Origin of the sequence: Bradyrhizobium sp. AUGA SZCCT0105, from assembly GCF_018129565.1 — a bacterium.
Lineage (GTDB): Bacteria > Pseudomonadota > Alphaproteobacteria > Rhizobiales > Xanthobacteraceae > Bradyrhizobium.
The window spans coordinates 103,517-124,268 of the sequence record NZ_JAFCMK010000015.1 but is presented as its reverse complement, the minus strand read 5'-3'; the positions used below and the strand labels follow the sequence as shown (position 1 = coordinate 124,268).

The following is a 20,752-nucleotide window of genomic DNA, read 5'->3' as shown; positions in this document are numbered from 1 at the left end:
CTGCTCACGGTCCTCAATGCCATGATGCGAGACCGGAAGCCGTACCTGCAGACCAAACCAACATAACAGTTGCCGGCCTTCGCCGGGACGACGGTGAGTGTCGTGGCGCGGCTTGTGAGTCATACAACCGCATTCTCGCGACATGACCGTCCGTGCAATCGCCGCCGGCGCTTCATCCGGTATCGCAAAGCACGAGCTCGCATTGATCTCGCAGAGCACATAGGTGTCGGCGCCAACAGCATCGCGCGGACCGTAGAGGAAGTCCGCATCCCAGATCACCGGTAGCGACGCTGCATCGATCGCCAGCGCTGCCATCAACCCCGGAATCCATTCGTCTTCCATCAGCCGCCGCAGCGTCTGGAATTGAGCGGCATCAGGACCGTGCATGATGCGCGGTCCGGGTTGAGCTTGCGGTGAATCCGGGCCTTCCGGCGGCGGCGGGATCAGGGCCTTGATCAGCTGGTGTCCGAAGCCCGCGACCTTCGATCCGCTCACATAGCAACGGATCATGCCCTCGGGCAGCCGCGGCTGGAATGCCTGATCGATGATGCAGCCGCCCCAACCGAAATACGGCTCGCAGCGCGCCATGAACGCGTCCAGCGGCATCTGCTCGGGCTGGCTGCCGCGCAGCGCGTGCAGCACGCGGACGGTCGCGTCCGCATTCGGCAACGCCTCCACCTTCCAGACGCCCTGCCCGCCATTGCCGCGGTTCTGCTTGAGCACGCGCGGCCCGGCCGCGCGAAGGCGCGACGGGAATTCGGCACGGAAGGCGTCCACAGTGGCGTAGCGATGCGTGTCGGCGCCCCAGCCCAGATGACATGTCCGGAAGAGCACGTCCTTGACGCCCATCTTGAGGATGATTTCGGGATGCGCGCTGACCCACGGTCCTTTCGCCGCGACCTCGCGCAGCAGCGGATCGAGCACAGCGCGGGTCTTGCCCTGATGGATCGGATCGACCCAGACGAGAACGCCGTCCGCGGTCAGCAATTGGTCGCGGACGAGATCGGCGACGGCCTCGTCATAGACGACGGGAAAAGCGTCGATGCCGAAAGCGGCAAGCGCGTCGAAGACGCGAACGAAACGGCTGTTTTGTGGGGTCGCCTCCCGGCGCGACGCGGCATCGCCACGCCACAGGATGGCGATTTTGGAACGACGGGACGTGTGTGGTTCGGTGTCCATATGAAAGCTCCACGACGGTTGAGTGTCGCGCAGAGCTTGGACCGAGGTCTCACGGGGAGTCTGCCTTGTCCCCTTGGCAGGAACTCTAGACCACCTCGCGCAGGTTTCAAGATGGAAGTGGGATCATATCATGATCCGAGATCAGGCCGTGATCCCGTGCAACCCCAGCCAGCCCGTGTAGAGGCCGACCAGCACGATCAGCGCAGCCGACACGTAGGGCGCGCGTTGGGCAAAGCGGCTGAAGCCGCCCCAATGACGCTCGACATGACGCAGACTGAGCGCCGCCGCGACACCGACCGAGACCATGGTGATCGCAAGCCCGATGCCGAAGCAGAGCACCAGCACGAAGCCGAGGCTGAACTGCTTGAGCTGAAGGCAGAGCAGCAGCACGGTGATCGCCGCCGGACACGGAATGAGTCCGCCGGTCAGGCCGAACAGAATGATCTGCCACGTCGTGACGGTCCGTCCGGCAAAGCGCTTGCGGATGTCGGCGGCGTGCGCGCGCGCATGCGCATCGTCCGCGTCGCCGAGCTCCATATGCGCATGGTCATGCTCCTCGAACAGGACTTCCGCACTGTCCGCGCGGACCGACACGCGGGCCTTGAAGGCATGCGGCTCCGGAATTTCGTCGATGCTTTCCAGATAGCCGTCCCGCGCGGCGAAGCGGAACTGCTGTTCGCTGCCGTCAGCGCGGATCGTCACGACATCGACCTCGCCGGCTGCCGGAAGCGCCCCGGCCTCGCTTCGCAGCCGCCAGCGCGGCGGCACGCCGTCCTCGAAGACTTCGAGCGACAGCGATTGCCCGGCCAGGGTCAATTGGCGCGTTCCGTCGTGATGATGGTGATCATGGTCATGATCGTGGTGATGGTCGTGTTCCGAATTCTGCTCGCACCAGGTGCGCCAGGCCATCCAGGCTGCGATCGAAATGATGATCGCCGCCGAGGCCAGTTGCAGCCAGGCTTCGCTGCGTTCGCCGGACCATTGCTGGCCGAAATGCAGCCCCGCCAGCGCGATGATCCAGACGATGGCCGTGTGCGAGATCGTCGCCGACAGGCCGAGCAGAACCGCCTGCACCACCGTGCCGCGGATCGCGACGATGAAGGCCGCCATCATCGTCTTGGAGTGGCCGGGCTCGAGGCCATGCAGCGCGCCGAGCACGATCGCACTGGGGATGAACAGCCATGCATGCGCGCTGCTCTGCTGGAGCAGCTGGGACAGATCGGTCATGTGCTTCACTTCAAATAGGTACGAACGACGTCGATCAGGTCGGCCGCGCCCTGCGCTCTCTCGGGATCCTTTTCCCGGGCCGGATCCACCACGTGATGGCGGATGTGATCCTCGAGCAGTTCCGCGGTGAGGCCGTTGATGGCGCCACGAACCGAGGCCACCAGCATCAACACGTCGGCACAGCCGATCTCGGACTCCAGCGCCCGCTCGACGGCCTCGAGCTGACCCTTGATGCGGCGAACCCGGCCGACGAGCTTGGACTTGTGCTTGATGGTATGCGACATGGCTATAATATAGGGGGGTACCCTATATTGGTCAACCCGCTTCGGGACCCGGTGGGGTGCGCGGGCGCGGCCGCGCCCACGCTGGGTTGCCTGGCCCGCGCTTTACATCGCGGCGCCGACGGCATTGAATCCGGTCAATCCAGGAACAAGGGTCACGAAACAACTGGCAAGGGAGGCGTCGCGTGAAAGTCCACATCCTGATGTTGGCTCTCCCGATCCTGCTTTCGAGCGAGCTGCCGGCCGTGTCCAAGAGCAGCATCGGGCATAATGACGGCCCCTGGAATTCCGATCACATCGACAGTTTGCCGTCCGAAGTCCGGCAATACATCGCAGGGATTTGCAGAGGACCAGCCAGCGCCCAACACGACTTCGCGACCTACTCGCCGCGTGAAAAACGCTGGCGGATAAACCTCGAGTATCTCCGATGCAACGGCATCGGCGCGTTCCGTCGGGGCAACCAGTGCCTGGACGTGGACTTCGTCGAGCAAGGCTCGCGATTTCACGTCGGCGCAAAGCAATTCAGGGATTGCGGCTTCTAGATCGCAGCGACCCTGATAGATCGCAGCGACCCTGACCGTCTGAGTCTTGCATCGCGGTCGGAACATTGTTCCAAAACCGCGCAGGTGAACTGTTCGTGACAGTGACCTGGACGTTTCGCCGGTGACCGCGGGCGCACTTCGGTTGACATCGATCAACACAAGGTCTTAATTCCGGGGCACGGGGATGTGCGATCTCCCCGCGAGGCGACATGCCCAAGAATCGCGTCCTGTTCACCAAGGACGCACCATGTCATCATACACATCGATCTCATCCGAAAAACTGTCTCGTCTCATCGGCACCGCCAAAGCGCCGACGCTCGTCGACGTTCGCCTCGATGAGGATTTCGCCGCCGATCCGCGCTTGATCCCTGGCGCCATCAGGCACTCCCATCTCGATGTCCAGGACTGGGCTTCCCGCCTTTCCGGCCAGTCCGTGGTCGTGATCTGCCAGAAGGGACAGAAGCTCAGCGAAGGCACCGCCGCCTGGCTCCGGTGCGGCAACATTGCTGCCGAAGTTCTCGAGGGCGGCCACCTCGCGTGGAAGGCCGCGGAGCTTCCGACTGTTCCTGTCGACAGGATTCCGAAACGCGACGGGCGCGGCCGCACCGTCTGGGTGACGCGATCGCGGCCGAAGATCGATCGCATCGCCTGTCCGTGGCTGATCCGCCGCTTTGTCGATCCCGCGGCCGTGTTCCTGTTCGTCACGTCGGCGGAAGTCGAGGCCGTCGCCGAACGTTTCGACGCCACGCCATTCGACATCGAGAACGTGTTCTGGAGCCATCGCGGCGAGCTCTGCACCTTCGACGTGATGGTCAGGGAGTTCGGCCTGTCGACGCCTGCACTGGAGCGGCTCGCGACGATGGTGCGGGCCGCGGATACCGCGCGGCTCGATCTTTCGCCAGAGGCACCGGGGCTGCTCGCCGCTTCGCTCGGCCTGTCGCGCATGTTCGACGACGACCTCGAACAACTGAGCGCCGGCATGCTGCTCTACGACGCCTTCTATCGCTGGTGCCGCGACGCGACGCGGGAGACGCACAACTGGCCGACCAGCAAGGTGAAGCCATGACGGACGTCGCAACAACATCAAGGGCGCGCGGACAGGAGCACGCGCACGGCATCTCATTTCACGAGGCGCTGCTCGTCTGGATGCGTGTCGCGATCCTGAGCTTCGGCGGACCGGCCGGCCAGATCGCGGTGATGCATCGCATTCTGGTCGAGGAGAAGAACTGGATATCGGAAGGGCGTTTCCTGCACGCCCTCAACTATTGCATGTTGCTGCCGGGACCGGAAGCGCAGCAGCTTGCGACCTATATCGGTTGGTTGCTGCACCGGACGCTTGGGGGCATCGTGGCGGGCGGATTGTTCATCCTGCCCGGCATCTTCGCCATCATGGGCCTCAGCTATGTCTACGCCGCGTACGGCAATGTGGGGTTTGTGGAGGCCCTGTTCTTCGGCCTGAAGGCCGCGGTGCTTGCCATTGTCATCCAGGCTGTCGTGCGGGTCGGCAAACGCGCGCTGCGCAACCGGGTGATGATCGCACTCGCGGCCATCGCCTTTGTCGCGATCTTCTTCTTCGCCGTGCCGTTTCCGTTGATCATCGGCGCTGCCGCCGTCACAGGACTGATCGGCGCACGCCTGGGCCGGAGCGAATTTGCCGCCGTCGAACATGGCGGGAAAAATTCTGCCGTGATCGACAGCATGCTGGGCGAAGAGGTGCCTGATCATGTCCGTCCCAATGCCTCCCGCACCTTGCGGGTCGGCGCCGTCTGGCTCGCGCTCTGGCTGGTTCCGGTGTTCGCGTTGCTCGTTGCCCTGGGGCCCGGCGACGTGTTCACCCAGATCGCAATCTTCTTCAGCAAGATGGCGTTGGTGACGTTCGGCGGGGCCTACGCCGTGCTCGCCTATGTCGCCCAGCAGGCCGCCGAATATTATCACTGGGTCAGTCCGCGCGAGATGCTGGACGGCCTCGGCATGGCCGAGACCACGCCCGGCCCGCTCATCATGGTGGTTCAGTTCGTGGGCTTCATGGCCGCGTTCCGCGAGGCAAGCGGCCTGTCGCCGATGCTAGCTGCCACGCTCGGCGGGTTGCTGGCGACATGGGTGACGTTCACACCGTGCTTCCTGTGGATCTTCGTCGGCGCGCCCTACATCGAAGCGCTGCGCGGCAACAAGGTGCTGGCGGGCGCGCTTTCGGCGATCACCGCGGCCGTGGTCGGCGTGATCCTCAACCTGTCGATCTGGTTCGCGCTGCATACGCTGTTCCGGCAGACCTTCCCGGTGCACGGGCTCGGCCTGTCGTTCGACGCGCCGGTGCCTGCTAGCGTCGACTGGCCTGCGCTTGCGCTGTCCATCGCTGCAGCGATTGCGATCTTCCGTTTCAATGTGGGGATGCTCAGCGTCCTCGCCGCATCCTGCACCGCAGGCGTGCTGTTGCGCCTGGCAGGCGTGATCTGAACCAAGCGACGCCATCTCGATAAACCTGGGGCAGCCCGACACAACCAGGAGAACGACCATGCAGAAAGCAACCCTCTCGCATTTGATCCTCGCGCTTGCGATCGCGGCCGGCGCGATGCCCGCCAACGCCCTGACGCAGGACGAGCTTGTCGCGAAGCTTCAAGCCGCCGGCTACGGGAACATCAGCGACGTCAAGTCGACGGCCGAGGGCATCACGGCGAAGGCGATGAAGAACGGCAAGCCCATGCGGCTCGTGATCGACAGCAGCGGTCAGATCAAGGAGCAGGACTGAGGTCCTGGCGAAATCACCACAATCGAACTGAACGAGGAACGATCATGCCCAGATCAACTTTGGCCCTGTGCGTGGCCCTGCTTTGGCCCGCAATGGCTCTCGCGACGCCGACCGACGGCAGCGAGCAACAGGAAGCCGTCGCCGCACTGGCCGCGACGGCGGCGGTCCAGCCGCCGGCGACCGAGACCCTGCGCGGCGTCGTCGACAGCATCGACGAACGCAGCGACACGATCAGGATACGCCTCGCACCGGACAGGACCGAACCGTTCAAGGTTCAGGACGGCCTGCTCTTCAACGCCGTCCGTTTCGGCGACCCCGTCGCGTTCTCGGTGCAGGACATCTCGGGATTCCGGACCATCGTCGGGCTCACGAAGGAATAGCGCGAAACTTTGCGCCTTGGATCCAAACGTACCGGCATTGCTCAACATCAGGAGGACCCATGACCATCAACACCGAGCGCCGAAACTTCATCACAGCGGTCGGCGCGGCCACCGCATCGGCAGTCGTGCCGGGCGCCAACCAAGCCGCTGCCGAAACCAACCAGCAGACAGGAACCAGGGCCATGTCCTATCAGGCAAAACCGATGTCGTTCGACCCAAAATCGATTAGCGGCATCTCGGAGAAGATTCTCGTCAGCCACTACGAGAACAATTACGCCGGTGCGGTGAAGCGGCTGAATGCCATCGGCACGCAGCTTGCCGAACTCGACTTCGCCAAGGCGCCGAACTTTGTGATCAACGGTCTGAAGCGCGAGGAGCTGATCGCCGCGAACTCGATGATCCTGCATGAAGTCTATTTCGATGGACTCGGCGGCGCCGGCAAACCGAACGGAGCACTCGCCGAGGCGATTACGCGCGACTTCGGCAGCATGGAGCGCTGGCGGACGGAATTCGCAGCGATGGGCAAGGCAGAAGGTGGCGGTTCGGGGTGGGTGATCCTCGCCTACTCGCCCCGCGACAAGCGGCTGGTCAATCAATGGGCCGCGGATCATACGACGACGCTGGCCGGCGGCCGTCCGGTCCTGGTGCTCGACATGTATGAGCACGCCTATCATATGGACTTCGGTGCCGCCGCGGCACGCTATGTCGACGTCTACATGGAGGCCATTCGCTGGGACAATGCAGCCCGGCTTTACGAGCAATACGCGAAGGAAACGTAAGGAGACACGTGGAGCGGCGCTGCTGGTTCCATTCGGCGGGCATGTTGCCAAACACTGCTGCGTTATCGGCATTGAGAACGCGCCCCCGCCATTCTAGATCAGAGCTCGCCCCTCCCCCGGGCGCGGTCACCGCGCCGCTCTACCGAAGAGTTAGTCTATGCGACCCCACATCATCTGCCACATGGGCACGTCGATCGACGGCCGGCTGCATCCCAGCCGCTTCACCAGGCCCGCCGCCGATATCCCGGCTGACGTGCTGCGCTCCCACTATGAGAGGATCCATGACGGCTTCAATGCCGATGGATGGATCATCGGTCGCGTCACCATGAACGAGATGGCCAAGGGGACGGAGCGGCAGTTCGCCAATGCGCCCAAGCTGCCGCGCGAGGCGCATCTCGGCAACCACGACGGCCGCAAGCTGGCTGTCGGCATCGATCCGTCGGGCCGCGTGCATTTCGGCAAGGACAATGTCGGCGGCGATCACGCCGTCGCGGTGCTCGGCGAACAGGTCTCGGACAGCCATCTCGCCGAGCTGCGCGAGGACGGCGCGTCCTACATCTTCGCAGGCCGCAAGGGCGACGATCTGGCGAGCGCGATGACGCAGCTCGCGGCGCTGTTCGGCGCCAAGACGCTGCTGCTCGAAGGCGGCGGCGGGATCAATGGCGCGTTCCTCAAGCAGGGACTGATCGACGAGTTCAGCACGTTGATCCATCCGGCGGTCGACGGCGTCGCGGGATCGCAGAGCATCGTCGACTATCACGGCCCGGAAGGCGACCGCCCCGGCGCCGGACAGTCGCTCCGACTCACCCACTGCGAGACGCTGGAAGGCGGCATGGTCTGGCTGCGCCACGCCGTGGAGCGCGCGCCGGGCTGAGCGATCCGAGCGCGCTTTGCTCAAGCCGTGTCAGAACTTGTAGCTCAATGCGGCGTGAGCAACGCTGAACCTGTTCTCGCGGCTTGCGTTGTAGCGGATCTGGCTCTGCAGCGGATCCGTGCCCTGGAATGTCGCCGTAGCGCCGCTGCTACCGAGATCGACATAGAGATATTCGCCGCGCAGCGTCCAGTTGTTGGTGAAGGCATATTCGAGGCCGCCACCGACGGTCCAACCGACGCGGACATCGGAGGTGTCGCCAAGCCAGAGCCGCGAAACGCCATTCGAAAAAACTTCCGAATTGGCGATATGGGTCTTCACCTCGCCATAGGCCAGACCGCCTGTCCCGTAGATCAGCAGGCGCTCGGCCGGCACAAAGCCGATGCGGCCCCGCACGGTGCCGAACCAATCGATCTTGCTGGCGGTTTGAAAATTGTAGTTTCCGGTCACGGTGGTAAATCGCCCGCCGCCCCCGCCTCGACCACCAAAACGACCGACATCGAAAACGGCGGTGGTGCTTCCACCCCGGGAGGACTTCAGGTCGGCGGAGTTGAAATCAGCTTCCACCCCGAGGATGATCCTGTCCAACTGATAATTGTATCCGAGCAATCCACCAGCGGTAGCACCCGACTGGTTGTTGTTCGAGACGGGGATACGGACGATGTTGTCGGGGGCGACGAGCGAGGTGACATTGCTGCCGGTCGTGATATTCCCACCATCGTACCAGCCGCCGCCCACATTCACGCCGGCGTAGAATCCGGACCAGTTGAACGCTGGAGCCACCAATGGCGGAGCCTTGGCCAGCTACGCTCCGGCAAGTCAGCGGCTGATGCCGCGCCTGCAAACCCAGTGATCAAGAGCAGGCTAGTCCCAACGATTGCAAAACGACGCACTTCCATTCCCCTTGCGCTGGCCAAGCCAGCGACGCACGTCTCTGCCATGAGAGGAGGGAATGCGACAGCATGTCTCACTCGAATTTTATTCTTTTCCGCGATCTGTGGCCAAGTTGCAACTGACAACACTCACAACCGGTTGAGCGGACCGGCCGGAATCAATCGACGCCGAACCGATAGCCGCTCCTGCATGCTGCGACGAAGAACGCGACGCCGCGCGCGACGTGCTCATCGAGCTCGGGATCGAGCGCCTTCAAGTCGACTTCGTACAGGGCCCGGAGCAGCATCGGCACCGCGATGATGTCGAGGAACAGGCGCGCCGTGGTCGACAGGTGCTCCGGCGCGAAGGCCGGCAGCTTGCCGAGCTCGTCGGATTGCGTCAGGTCGCGCAGCAGGTGAACGCCGAGCTCGGTGGCGAGCGCGCGCGCCCTGCGGTTGACGGTGGCGGCGAGATCCGGGAAGCGATGCGCCTCCGCGATCGCAAGCCGCATCAGGCCGATCCGGTCGGCGTCGAGGCCCCAATGCAACAGGGTCGAGGCGACGCTGGTGAGGCGCTCCTCCACCGTCGCGCCGAGCGGCGCGTCCGCCTTGAACTCCGCGATGCGTGACAGGATGTCCCGCGTCACCACCTCGGTGAACAGCGCGCGCTTGTCGCGGAAGCGCGCATAGATGGTGCGCTTGCCGGAGCGCGCGGCCTCGGCGATCTCGTCGATGCTGGCGCCTTCGAAGCCGCGCTGCAGGAAGACCTTGCGTGCGGCATCGAGGATGCGCTCATCGACCTCGCCGGCCAATTCCTTTGGCGGCCGGCCCGCGCGCACCTCGGCCGGCCCGGTCGCCGTCCTCGTCTTGGGCGCCCGCGGCATCTTCAGGGTACTGGTGGTCATCAGTCTTCCCCGGGTTCCATGGGCCGGTCCGGCCGGCAACATCAGGCAATATAGCCCTATCACATCTAGTTGTAAATAGAACGATACAGTTCCGTTTCTATTGACGCTGCGCTGCCACGAGACTATTTGCCGCACAGAACGGAACGGTACCGTTCCCTTTTGCGAAGGCCATGCAGACCTCGCCCGACAGCAGGAGCAGCCATCATGTTCGAAGACACTGTTTTGGAGCGCGACCAAGGAGGGCACGAGAGCATCGAGGGTTCGCCCTCGGCGCCGGCCTCACACGAGCCCAACGTCACATCCGAGCGGCCGGAGGTCACCGCGCGGGCTCCCGCGCAGGAGCGCCCCGCAAGCAAGGAACCCGCCCCGCCCGAAACAGTCCCGCCGGAAGTCGCCCCACAGCGGCGCGGCTTCCTGCGTCGCCGTCCGGTGGTCTCCGCGATCGGCGCCGTGCTGCTCGCCGCTACGCTCGGCGGCGGCACCCTCTACATGGACTATACCGGGCATTTCGAATCCACCGACGACGCCTTCATCGCGACGCGGCAGTTCGCGCTCGCGCCAAAAGTCTCCGGCTACATCACTGCGGTTCCGGTCACCGACAACCAGCACATCGCCACCGGCGACGTGATCGCGCGCATCGACGACCGCGACTATCGCGTCGCGCTGGCGCAGGCCGCGGCGCAGGTCGCGGCCGCCCAGGCCAGCATCCAGAATGTCGATGCGCAGCTCGACGTGCAACAGGCGCAGATCGCAGCCAACCAGGCCCAGGTGGACCAGGCCCAGGCGGCGCTGACCTTCGCCCAGCAGCAGGCGACGCGCTATCAGCATCTGGAGCAGACCGGCTACGGCACGGTGCAGAATTCCGAGCAGTACACCTCGCAACTGCATCAGCAGCAGGCGTCTCTGCTGAGCGCGCAAGCGACGCTCAACCTCGCGCAGCGCCAGGTGGAATCGCTGAAGGCGCAGCGCAAGAGCGCGGTCGCAACCCTTGCCCAGGCCGAGGCGCAGCGCGACCAGGCAGAGCTCAATCTGTCCTACACCACCGTGACCGCGGCGCAGCCGGGCCGCGTCGTCAACCTGTCGGCGGCGGTCGGCCAGTTCGCGCAGGCCGGCACCAACCTGACGATGTTCGTACCCGACCAGACCTGGGTCACCGCGAACTTCAAGGAGATCCAGCTCGACCAGATGCGTCCGGGCGAGAAGGTGACACTGAAGATCGACGCTTATCCGGGCCGTACGATCAACGGCCATGTCGAAAGTGTGCAGCCGGGATCGGGGACTGCGTTCTCGCTGCTGCCGGCGCAGAACGCCACCGGCAACTACGTCAAGATCGTGCAGCGCGTGCCGGTGAAGATCGTGATGGACAATCCGCCGACCGACGTCGCGCTCGGCCCGGGCATGTCTGTCGTCCCGACGGTGCGGATCAATCCGACGCCGTCGCTGCTCGAGCGTCTTGAGAAGTTGAATTTTGGGAGGCTGTAATGAGCGCGGCCGCAATCGACGCCAAAGGCATCCCGGCTCCGAGCGTTGCCGTCAATCCCTGGCTGATCGCCATCGTGGTTGCGCTCGCGAGCTTCATGGAGGTGCTCGACACCACCATCGCCAACGTCGCGCTGCCCTACATCGCGGGCGGCATGGGCGTGAGCGAGGACGAGGCGTCCTGGGTGGTCACGACCTATCTGGTGTCCAACGCCATCATCCTGACCGTCTCCGGCTTTCTTGCCCGCATGCTCGGCCGTAAGACCTTCTTCCTGATCTGCCTCGGCATCTTCACGGTGAGTTCGGTGCTGTGCGGCTTCGCGCCCAATCTGAACGCGCTGCTGCTGTTCCGCATCCTGCAGGGCCTCGGCGGCGGCGGCATGGTGCCGGTGGCGCAGTCGATCCTCGCCGACGCGTTCCCGCCGGCCAAGCGCGGCCAGGCGTTTGCGGTGTTCGGCATCGCCGTGGTGGTGGCGCCGGTGGTCGGCCCGACGCTCGGCGGCTGGCTGTCCGACAATCTGTCCTGGCACTGGTGCTTCCTGATCAACGCCCCGGTCGGCGTGTTCGCGATCGCGCTGATCGCAGCGGTGCTGCAGGAGCCCGCGAAGGCCAAAGGAGCGCAGAAGGCCGCGCAGCCGCAGAACAACAGCTTCGACTTCATCGGCTTCGCGCTGGTCGCGACCTTCCTCGGCGCGCTCGAGGTGACGCTCGACCGCGGCCTCGAGGACGACTGGTTCGGCTCGCCCTTCATCATCACCTTTGCGGCGATCAGCGCCACGGCGTTCGTGCTGATGATCCCGTGGGAGATGACCCGCCGCAATCCGATGATCGACCTGCGCATGGTCGCGACCCGGCAGTTCGGCGCCTGCTTCCTGGTGATGCTGGCGACCGGCGCCATCCTGCTTGCGACCACCCAGTTCCTGCCGCAGCTGGTGCAGCAGGATTTCGGCTACACCGCGACCTGGGCCGGCCTTGTGCTCTCGCCCGGCGGCGTGGTCACCATGGTGATGATGTTCGCGGTCGGCCGGCTCGCCGCCAAGGTGCAGCCGAAATATTTGATCGTCGCCGGCGCACTGGTGATCGCCGCCTCGATGTACAGCATGACCAACGTGTATGCCGATCTCGGCTTCTGGTTCATGGCGCGCTCGCGCATGCTGATCGGCGTCGGCCTGCCCTTGATCTTCGTGCCGATCATGGCTGCGTCCTATGACGGCATTCCGCCCGACAAGACCGACCAGGCCTCCGCGCTGATCAACGCGGCGCGCAACACCGGCGGCTCGATCGGCGTCTCGATCGTCTCCAACGTGCTGACGCATCGCCAGCAATTCCATCAGAGCCGGCTGGTCGAGCAGGTGACACCGTCGAGCCCGCAATACCAGGACACGCTGCACCAGGTCACCGATTTCTTCGTCGCCCAGGGCAATTCACTGGCGCAGGCGCATCAACAGGCGATCCAGTGGATCGGGCAACAGGTGCAGACCCAGGCCTCGTTCCTGTCCTACATGGACGCGTTCTGGGTCCTGATGCTGATCTCGCTGTCGGCGATCCCGCTGGCGCTGACCTTGCGCAAGGTCAAGCTCGGCGGCCCCGCCCCCGTCGGCCACTGACGAGTGCAGAGGTCAACCGCGATACGCCCGCGCCGCAGATCGGCGCGGGCGTATTGATTCGAGATCGTTTCGACGCAGATCAGATCCCGCGCGTAGCGGCAATGATCGTGTCCCGCAGCCAGCGGTGCGCCGGCAGATCGTCGAAGCGGCGGTGCCAGCTCATGATGCTCTGCAGCTTCGATGCATCGAACGGCAGCTCCCGCATCTCGATCGGATAGGCGCGGCGGAATTCGAGCGCGAGCTTGCGCCCGAGGATCGCCACCATGTTCGATTGCACCAGGACCGAGCCTGCGGATAGATACGGCACATCTGACGCAATAGTGCGGCTCGCCTTGCGGGCCCGCAGCCAGGCATCGATAAAATCCAGATCTTCGCCGCTGGAGGTGATCGCAAGGTGCGGCAGCTCGACCAGCGTCTCGCCGGTCAGCTTCTTGCGCAACGCCGGATGACCGGCCCGCAGCACGGCGACAAAGCGGTCCTCGATCAATCGGCAGGCGGCAAACCGCTCGCCCTCCAGCGCGCGGGCGGAGATCGCAAGATCGAGCTCGGCGCGATCGAGCCTGTCGGCGAGATTGAGCGTCCCGCTCGGCACCAGCGTCAGCCGCACTTTCGGCGCCTGCGCGCGCACCGCCGCGATGATCGAGCCGGCCGCGACCACCGCGGCATAATTATTGACGGCAATGGTGAAGCGCCGTTCCGCCTGCGCCGGATCGAAACGATCCCCCTCGACCGCGAGTTGCAGCTCGTTGAGCGCCTTGCGAACCGGCAGCGCCAACGCTTCCGCCCGCGGCGTCGGCAGCATGCCGGACGGCGTGCGGACGAACAGCTGGTCTTTCAGCGCATGACGCAGCCGGTTCAGCGCGTGGCTCACGGCGGGCTGGCTGATGGCAAGCGCGCCGGCCGCGCGCACCACGCTGCGCTCGCGCATGACGGCGTCGAACACCAAGAGCAGATTGAGATCGAGATTGCGCATCCGCATGCCGTCATCATGCATGATCTGAATTGGTGGATAAAGACAATTCATTTGAATAATATCGGGCTAGAGCCCAGCTTCCGGGTATGTCCGAAAGCCCGCACAGCGCAATCGCAGCCCGACCCCGTCGCGCCACCACGGGCGTGCTGGTCGGCGTCCTGGTCGCCCCCGATGCCGCGTCCATCGCCATGCCGGAAACCTTCACGCGCTGGCGCCGGCTGACGCCGCTGGCGACGTGGCTGCCGATCGACCTTCGCGAAACCAGCTATGCCGGCATCCTGAGCGGCGTCGCCGCCGCGCTCGATCGCGTCGACATGATCCCGCGGCAGCTGATCCTGATCGGCGAGGGATCGGTCGCGCGGCGCATGCTCGAACTGGCGCTGCGGGGCGAGCTGCCCTGCGGCGGCATTGTCGCGATCGACGTCGCCTCCGACGCACTGCCGTTTCACATCGTGCCGACGGTGACCGCGATCCGGCTCGTCGTTCATCGCAACGACGATGCGCCGCAAGGCAGCCTGATCGGCGCGTTGCGCGCCGCCGATCTCGACGCACGCATCATCCACCTCGATTTGACCGCCGGCCGCGGAACGGAAGCGGCCGCCGCGAGCGCAACTGAAACCTTTGTCCTAGAGCTGGTCGCAACGATCGGCCGCCGGACAACCGATGGAGCTGGTGACCTATGATATCCAAAGCCTTCAAGATCGCTTGCGCGGGCCTGGTGGCCGCCGCCGCAATCGGCGCCGGCGCTTATGTCGTGCATCGGCCGGACGATGCAGCGGACCATGCAGCAGCGGCGACGCAGTCCGCCGCGGCCACACCCGTCGTTCCGGTGACGGCGGCGAAGGTCCTGCAGCATGATGTGCCGATCGTGCTGGAGGGACTGGGCACGGTGACGCCGATCAACACCGCCACCATACGCACCCAGGTGCAGGGCACGCTCGACAGCGTCGATTTCGTCGAGGGCAAGCAGGTGAAGCGCGGCGATGTGCTCGCCAAGATCGACCCGCGGGTCTACGAGGCCCAGGTCGACCAGGCCGAGGCCGCGCTGGCGCGCGACGAGGCGAGCCTGAAGAACGCTAGGACCAATTTGGCGCGAACCCAGCCGCTCGCCAATCGCGGCTTTGCGACCCAGCAACTGCTCGACACCCAGGACTCGCAGGTCACGCAGGGCGAAGGCACCGTCGCGCTCGACAAGGCCGCGCTGGAAGCCGCGCAAACCCAGCTGAGCTTCGCCACGATCACCGCACCGTTCGACGGCGTCACCGGCATCCGCCGCATCGATCCCGGCAACATCGTGCACCCGACCGACACCAACGGGCTCGTGGTCCTCACCCAGCTGCAGCCGATCGCGGTGATCTTCACACTGCCGTCCGGCGAGATCCCGGGCGTGCGGCAGGCGCTGGCGTCCGGAGACGCCTCGGTCGAGGTCTATGATGCACAGAACAAGCGCAAGCTCGACCACGGCAGCCTGATGCTGCTCAACAACCAGGTCGACAGCACGACCGGTACAGTGCAGCTGAAGGCGTCCTTTCCCAATGTCGGCAACACGCTGTGGCCCGGCACCTTCGTCAACGTCCACCTGACGATCGCCGTCCGCCACGACGCGCTCACCGTGCCGCTGACGGCGGTGCGCCAGGGACCGGACGGCGGCTTCGCCTATGTGGTTGGCGCGAACAACGTCGTCAGCATCCGCAATGTCACCACCGGCCAATCGCGCGACGGGCAGATCCTGATCGAGCAGGGCCTCGCGGCGAACGAGACCGTGGTCACCGCGGGCCAGTACCGGCTCAATCCGGGGACGACGGTCGAGATCGTGCCCGATGACAAGAAAGACCAGGTCCAGGACGCAACCACCGCAAGCGCAGGCATGCTGCCATGAACATCTCCGCAGGTTTTATCCGCAAGCCCGTCGCCACCGCCTTTCTGGCCATCGCCATCGTGCTGGTCGGCATGATCGCCTTCGTGCGCCTGCCGGTCTCGGCGCTGCCGACGGTGGATACCCCGACCATCCAGGTCACCGCGCAATTGCCCGGCGCCGATCCGCAGACCATGGCCTCCTCAGTCGCGACACCGCTGGAGCGGCAATTCGGCCAGATCGCAGGCCTCACCGGCATGAGCTCGAGCAGCGGGCTCGGCAACACCCAGATCACGCTGCAATTCGCGCTGAACCGCAGCGTCGATGCGGCCGCGCAGGACGTGCAGACCGCGATCGATGCGGCATCGGGGCAATTGCCCAAGACCATGCCGTCGCCCCCGACCTTCCACAAGGTCAACCCGGCCGACGTGCCGGTGCTGCTGATCGCGCTGATGTCGGACACCGAGCCGCTGACCAAGGTCGACGACTATGCCGACAGCATTTTGGCACAGAAATTGTCGCAGGTGCCGGGCGTCTCGCTCGTCACCATCGGCGGTATGCAAAAGCCCTCGATCCGGGTGCAGGTCAATCCGGCCAAGCTCGCCGCCGCGGGGCTCGATCTCGAGCAATTGCGCACCACGCTCGGCAACATCACCGTGAACCAGCCCAAGGGCGTGCTCTACGGCAGCCAGCAGGCCTATACGCTCGCCACCAACGACCAGGTGCTGGTCGCGAGCAAGTATGACGATCTGATCATCGCCTATCGCAACGGCGCGCCGGTCCGCCTGCGCGATATCGGGCATGCCGTGGTGGCGGCCGAGGACATCACGCTGCATGGCTGGTACAACGACAAGCCCGCGATCATCCTCGCGATCCAGCGCCAGCCCGGCGCCAACGTGATCAGCACGGTCGACGGCATCAAGAAGCTGCTGCCGCAGCTGGTGGCGAGCCTGCCGTCCGACATCAAGGTCCAGATCGCCTCCGACCGCACCCAGACCATCCGCGCCAGCGTCGCCGACGTTCAGCTCACTTTGGTGCTGACCATTGCGCTGGTGGTCGGCGTGATCTTCCTGTTCCTGCGCAATCTGTGGGCGACCATCATCCCCGCGGTCTCGGTCCCGATCTCGCTGATCGGCACTTTCGGCGTGATGTATCTGCTCAACTACAGCCTCGACAATCTGTCGCTGATGGGCCTGTCGATCGCGGTCGGTTTCGTCGTCGACGATGCCATCGTGATGATCGAGAACATCTCGCGGCATATCGAGGAAGGTCTCTCTCCAATGCAGGCCGCCCTGAAGGGCGCCGGCGAGATCGGCTTCACCATCATCTCGATCTCGGTCTCGCTGATCGCGGTGTTCATTCCGCTGCTGCTGATGGGCGGGGTGATCGGCCGCATGTTCCAGGAATTCGCCGTCACGGTCTGCGTTGCCATCGTGGTGTCGGTGATCGTCTCGGTGACCCTGACGCCGATGATGTGCGCCTATCTGCTGTCGCCGCACCAGGGCGCCAATGCCGGCGCAGTGTCGCGCACGCTGGAACGCGGCTTCGTCGCGATCCAGGCGGCCTACGAGGCGGTGCTTGCCAGGGCGTTGCGCTACAAGGCCACGACCCTGTCGGTCATGCTGGCAAGCGTCGTGGTGACCGGCCTGCTGTTCGTGAGCATCCCCAAGGGCTTCTTTCCCCAGCAGGACACCGGCATGATCACCGGCATCACCGAGGCCTCGGCGGACATCTCGCCGGCGCAGATGGCGACGCTGCAACGCAGTGTCATCGACGTCATCGCCAAGAATCCCTCGGTTGCCAATGCGACCGGCTATATCGGACCGGGCGGCCCGACCGTGACCGAGAACAACGGCCGCCTGTTCCTGCTGTTGAAGCCGCGCAACGAGCGCAATGCATCCGCCGACCAGGTGATCCGGCAGCTCGACACCGCGCTGCAGAAGATCAAGGGGATGTCGGTGTTCATGCAGGCGACGCAGGACATCAATCTCGCCAGCCGCCTGTCCAAGACGCAGTATCAGTTCACCCTCACCGACGTGAACCAGGACGAGCTCAATTTGTGGGCCGGCAAGCTGTATCAGAAGCTGAAGACGTTGCCGGAACTGGCCGACGTCGCGACCGACCAAGCCAACGCCGCGCGCCAGCTCAAGCTGCAGATCGACCGAGACGCGGCCTCCCGCCTCGGCATCGATCCGGCCGCGGTGGACAACACGCTCTATGATTCATTCGGCCAGCGTCACGTCGCCCAGCTGTTCACGACACTCAACACCTATTACGTGATCCTCGAGGTCGATCCGTCGTTCCAGCTCGGCCCCTATGCGCTCAACCGCATCTACGTCCGCTCGTCCGCGGGGACGATGGTGCCCTTGAGCCAGATCGCGAGCATCGATTACGGCACCGCGCCGCTCTCGGTGAACCACCAGAGCCAGTTTCCGTCGGTCACGCTGAGCTTCAATCTGGCGCCGGGCACAGCGGTGGGAACCGCGGTCGCGGCGGTCCAGAAGGCGACCGCCGACCTGCACGTGCCGTCGACCGTGATCACCAGCTTCCAGGGCAATGCGCAGGCGTTCCAGGCGGCGCTCGCGTCGACGCCGATCCTGATCCTTGCCGCGGTGGTCGCCGTCTATCTGATCCTCGGCATGCTCTATGAGAGCACGATCCATCCGATCACGATCCTCTCGACCCTGCCGTCCGCCGGGCTCGGCGCACTGCTCGCGCTGTGGGCGTTCGGCTTCGGGCTCGACGTGATCGGGCTGGTCGGCATCATCCTGCTGATCGGCATCGTGCAGAAGAACGGCATCATGCTGATCGATTTCGCGCTGGAGGCCGAGCGCCACCAGCATCTCCCTGCCGAGCAGTCGGTCTACATGGCCTGCAAGGCGCGCTTCCGCCCGATCCTGATGACGACGATGTGCGCGATGCTCGGCGGCGTCCCGCTGATGATCGGCACCGGCACCGGATCGGAGCTGCGTCAGCCGCTCGGCTTTGCCATCGTCGGCGGGCTGATCGTCTCGCAGCTGATGACGCTGTTCACGACGCCGGTCGTGTACATCTATCTCGATGGCTTGACCCAGTGGATCAACCGCATGCGCCGCGGCCGTTCGGGTGAGCCTGCGGCACATCCGACATTGTCGACCTGAACGCTGCCGGGGAGACGCGCATGGACATGCGTCATGTAGGGATGCGAGGGACCAGCGCAGTTCGCGAGGCCGCGTTCCGCTTCTGGGCGATCCGGACCTTTGCCGCAGCGCTGGGCGAAATCGGAGGCCATGCGGTCGCGGGCAAGGGCAGCCACGTCCTGGCCGCGGCCGGCGTGGTGTCGATCGGGGTCCTGTACGCGCGCGATCGTGCCGGTCGGATCGCCTTCTGGCCGGTGCTGGTCGGCGTCCTGGTCCTCAGCGCGGCATTGGCCCATATGGCGGACCGGTCGCTCGGGATCGGCGATCTTGTCGCCTCCGTTCAGCTGGCGGCGCTGTTCGCGCTCGCCCTGATCGTTTGGGCCCGGGTGGCGGGAGCAACGGGATTTCTCTGCGTCGGCTCGGTCCGCGACCAGGCTCCGTTCTGGATCGTCGCGATGCTGGCGGAGGCATTCGCCAGTTCGTTGGCCGACTGGGTAGTGGACCCCGGCCAGACCGGCTCGTCGATCGTGCTGCTGGCCGTCGCGATCGGCCTGCCGGCGGTGGCCGCGGCCCGATGGGCGCGGATCGGGCGTCCCGCGCTGTTCTGGACCGCGTTCGTGCTGACCGGGATTCTCGGCGCGCTATGGGGCGACATGCTGATCCGCCTGATCGGAGCCGGCCACGCGCTCTCGACCTGACCTCAAGCCGCCCGGCGGCGCCGGCCGCGCCACCACAGGCCGAAGGCGATCGTGACCGCGGCGGCCAGCGAGAACCAGGTGATGGCGTACTGCATGTGGTCGTCCTTGAGCCGCACCTTGAGCGGTCCGGGCTTCGGCGTGCCGCTGTCGGGCACCGGCCCCTCGAGGTCGATATAGAACGGCGCGATTTGAGCTCCATCTTTGCCCCAGCCGAGCGTCTGCGCCATCGCGCGATGATCGCGCACGAACCACAGCCGCTTCGGCAGATCTTCCTTCGGCGTCAGCCGGCCCGGCGGCTCGGGAAAGCGGATGTAGCCGGTCAGCTCAACCGGCGCGCCGGTGACGAGGCGGCCTGTGACGCGATCCTCGAAAGCGCGGTCCTGCATCGTGTTCTGGACAAAGCCGGTGTTGATCACGACGGTCTCGCCGCTGGCGAGCTTGGCCGGCAGGAACGCCCAGGTGCCGGGCCCCGAAACGTCGTCGCGCACCGCGGAGCCGGAGCTGAAGACCATCGCGTCCGGCTGCTTCGCGTAGGTCGCGGTCAGGGTGACGCGGCGGAATTCGTCCCTCGCCGAGGTCAGCGTGGGCCACGCCGACGGCGGCGGCAGCGCCTCGGTCGGGGCGGCCAGCCGCTCGTCGAGTGCGGCGACCAGCGCATGCTTCTCGACCCTGCGCTGCAACTGCCAGACGCCGAGAGCGATGAACACCGCGATCAGGATCAGCGTGAAAATGCCGAAGCCGGCCGCGCTCGGCCGAGTAGAACCTTTCGACGCGTTTTCTTGGCGCGAACCTGTATCCACTTCGCTGGAAAACGCCTTGTTCGTCGTGTCATTCATTCCGGGTCGCGCTCGATCAACTGGCCTTCGGCGGCCTTGTGGTGGAATTGCAGCGCGATCAGAAGCGCCTTCATCGAACGCAGCGGCAGGATCGTGGTGACCACGATCAACGGCAGCCACAACGCCGCATGCACCCAGAACGGCGGCTGGTACTTCACCTCGACGATCAGCGCCGCCGCGACCACGATGGCGCCGGCCAGCATGATGATGAAGACCGCCGGCCCGTCGCCGGCATCGATGAAGGCGAAGTCGAGGCCACAGGCCTGGCAGCGCGGCGCCAGTGTCAGGAAGCCGGAATAGAGCTTGCCCTTGCCGCAGCGCGGACAGCGGCAGGCGATGCCGCGCAGCGCGCTTTCGGTCACAGTGGGCGGGGTGTCCGTCATCGGTTCTCTTCAAAAGCAAA

At 65.2% G+C, this 20,752-nt stretch carries 20 protein-coding genes and 1 pseudogene; 13 read left to right on the top strand and 8 right to left on the bottom strand.

Annotated features, from left to right (window positions below):
* Positions 1–135 precede the first annotated feature (135 nt).
* The 3 genes and pseudogenes from JQ573_RS37560 to JQ573_RS37550 form a co-directional block, all read right to left on the bottom strand.
* A pseudogene (locus JQ573_RS37560) lies at positions 136–1,179 on the bottom strand (Cj0069 family protein); the annotation flags it as partial.
* A gap of 141 nt (positions 1,180–1,320) precedes the next feature.
* Positions 1,321–2,406 carry a nickel/cobalt efflux transporter gene (locus JQ573_RS37555; RefSeq protein WP_212319948.1) on the bottom strand — a complete coding sequence of 362 codons (1,086 nt, stop codon included), beginning with the start codon at positions 2,404–2,406 and terminating at the stop codon, positions 1,321–1,323.
* 5 nt (positions 2,407–2,411) lie between these two features.
* Positions 2,412–2,690, bottom strand: coding sequence for a metal/formaldehyde-sensitive transcriptional repressor (locus JQ573_RS37550; protein WP_194461113.1), 279 nt, complete (start codon positions 2,688–2,690; stop codon positions 2,412–2,414).
* A 182-nt stretch (positions 2,691–2,872) separates the two neighbouring features.
* Here JQ573_RS37550 and JQ573_RS37545 point away from each other — a divergent pair, with 182 nt between their 5' ends.
* The 7 genes from JQ573_RS37545 (at position 2,873) to JQ573_RS37515 (ending at position 8,008) form a co-directional block, all read left to right on the top strand.
* Entirely contained in the window at positions 2,873–3,229 is a 357-nt protein-coding gene (locus JQ573_RS37545) for a hypothetical protein (RefSeq protein WP_212319946.1), read from the top strand.
* A 247-nt stretch (positions 3,230–3,476) separates the two neighbouring features.
* On the top strand, positions 3,477–4,295 hold the full coding sequence (locus JQ573_RS37540; RefSeq protein WP_212319945.1) for a sulfurtransferase/chromate resistance protein: 819 nt from the start codon (positions 3,477–3,479) through the stop codon (positions 4,293–4,295).
* Positions 4,292–5,683: a chromate efflux transporter gene (gene chrA / locus JQ573_RS37535; RefSeq protein ID WP_212319943.1), complete on the top strand. Its 1,392-nt coding sequence runs from the start codon at positions 4,292–4,294 to the stop codon at positions 5,681–5,683. The genes JQ573_RS37540 and chrA overlap by 4 nt, the downstream gene beginning before the upstream one ends.
* Positions 5,684–5,741: 58 nt before the next feature.
* Complete coding sequence (locus JQ573_RS37530; protein WP_212319941.1) at positions 5,742–5,975, top strand: PepSY domain-containing protein; 234 nt, start codon at positions 5,742–5,744, stop codon at positions 5,973–5,975.
* Positions 5,976–6,019: 44 nt separating this feature from the next.
* Entirely contained in the window at positions 6,020–6,355 is a 336-nt protein-coding gene (locus tag JQ573_RS37525; protein WP_249132712.1) for a copper-binding protein, read from the top strand.
* A 182-nt stretch (positions 6,356–6,537) separates the two neighbouring features.
* Positions 6,538–7,134, top strand: coding sequence for a superoxide dismutase (locus JQ573_RS37520; RefSeq protein WP_212319969.1), 597 nt, complete (start codon positions 6,538–6,540; stop codon positions 7,132–7,134).
* Positions 7,135–7,291: 157 nt separating this feature from the next.
* Positions 7,292–8,008: a dihydrofolate reductase family protein gene (locus tag JQ573_RS37515; RefSeq protein WP_212319939.1), complete on the top strand. Its 717-nt coding sequence runs from the start codon at positions 7,292–7,294 to the stop codon at positions 8,006–8,008.
* 30 nt (positions 8,009–8,038) lie between these two features.
* Here JQ573_RS37515 and JQ573_RS37510 read toward each other — a convergent pair whose 3' ends face one another.
* Together JQ573_RS37510 and JQ573_RS37505 are read right to left on the bottom strand one after the other, a co-directional pair.
* Positions 8,039–8,788 (bottom strand): outer membrane beta-barrel protein, encoded by a 750-nt coding sequence (locus JQ573_RS37510; protein WP_312011738.1) that lies wholly within the window; start codon positions 8,786–8,788, stop codon positions 8,039–8,041.
* A gap of 268 nt (positions 8,789–9,056) precedes the next feature.
* Positions 9,057–9,782: a TetR/AcrR family transcriptional regulator gene (locus JQ573_RS37505; protein WP_212319935.1), complete on the bottom strand. Its 726-nt coding sequence runs from the start codon at positions 9,780–9,782 to the stop codon at positions 9,057–9,059.
* Positions 9,783–9,986: 204 nt separating this feature from the next.
* Between JQ573_RS37505 and JQ573_RS37500 the strand changes: the two genes are divergently transcribed.
* Both JQ573_RS37500 and JQ573_RS37495 read left to right on the top strand, forming a co-directional pair.
* Complete coding sequence (locus JQ573_RS37500) at positions 9,987–11,264, top strand: HlyD family secretion protein (protein ID WP_409334624.1); 1,278 nt, start codon at positions 9,987–9,989, stop codon at positions 11,262–11,264.
* Complete coding sequence (locus JQ573_RS37495) at positions 11,264–12,868, top strand: DHA2 family efflux MFS transporter permease subunit (RefSeq protein ID WP_212319933.1); 1,605 nt, start codon at positions 11,264–11,266, stop codon at positions 12,866–12,868. Before JQ573_RS37500 ends, JQ573_RS37495 begins: the two co-directional genes overlap by 1 nt.
* A 79-nt stretch (positions 12,869–12,947) precedes the next feature.
* Here the strand turns inward: JQ573_RS37495 and JQ573_RS37490 are convergent, their stop codons facing one another.
* A complete protein-coding gene (locus tag JQ573_RS37490; protein WP_212319931.1) occupies positions 12,948–13,847 on the bottom strand; it encodes a LysR family transcriptional regulator in 900 nt (299 codons plus the stop codon).
* An 80-nt stretch (positions 13,848–13,927) separates the two neighbouring features.
* Between JQ573_RS37490 and JQ573_RS37485 the strand changes: the two genes are divergently transcribed.
* The 4 genes from JQ573_RS37485 to JQ573_RS37470 are packed head-to-tail and all read left to right on the top strand — an operon-like array spanning position 13,928 to position 19,513.
* Positions 13,928–14,524, top strand: coding sequence for a hypothetical protein (locus JQ573_RS37485; RefSeq protein WP_249132710.1), 597 nt, complete (start codon positions 13,928–13,930; stop codon positions 14,522–14,524).
* Entirely contained in the window at positions 14,521–15,720 is a 1,200-nt protein-coding gene (locus tag JQ573_RS37480) for an efflux RND transporter periplasmic adaptor subunit (protein ID WP_212319929.1), read from the top strand. Before JQ573_RS37485 ends, JQ573_RS37480 begins: the two co-directional genes overlap by 4 nt.
* Complete coding sequence (locus JQ573_RS37475) at positions 15,717–18,836, top strand: efflux RND transporter permease subunit (RefSeq protein ID WP_212319927.1); 3,120 nt, start codon at positions 15,717–15,719, stop codon at positions 18,834–18,836. Before JQ573_RS37480 ends, JQ573_RS37475 begins: the two co-directional genes overlap by 4 nt.
* Before the next feature lie 20 nt (positions 18,837–18,856).
* The gene (locus JQ573_RS37470) at positions 18,857–19,513 is read left to right on the top strand and encodes a hypothetical protein (protein ID WP_212319925.1); all 657 of its coding nucleotides are present in this window, start codon (positions 18,857–18,859) and stop codon (positions 19,511–19,513) included.
* A 2-nt stretch (positions 19,514–19,515) separates the two neighbouring features.
* On the opposite strand, the gene JQ573_RS37465 is transcribed toward JQ573_RS37470, so the two are convergent.
* Together JQ573_RS37465 and JQ573_RS37460 are read right to left on the bottom strand one after the other, a co-directional pair.
* Positions 19,516–20,349: an SURF1 family protein gene (locus JQ573_RS37465; protein WP_249132709.1), complete on the bottom strand. Its 834-nt coding sequence runs from the start codon at positions 20,347–20,349 to the stop codon at positions 19,516–19,518.
* Positions 20,346–20,732 carry a DUF983 domain-containing protein gene (locus JQ573_RS37460; protein ID WP_212319923.1) on the bottom strand — a complete coding sequence of 129 codons (387 nt, stop codon included), beginning with the start codon at positions 20,730–20,732 and terminating at the stop codon, positions 20,346–20,348. Before JQ573_RS37460 ends, JQ573_RS37465 begins: the two co-directional genes overlap by 4 nt.
* Between the last annotated feature and the right edge of the window lie 20 nt (positions 20,733–20,752).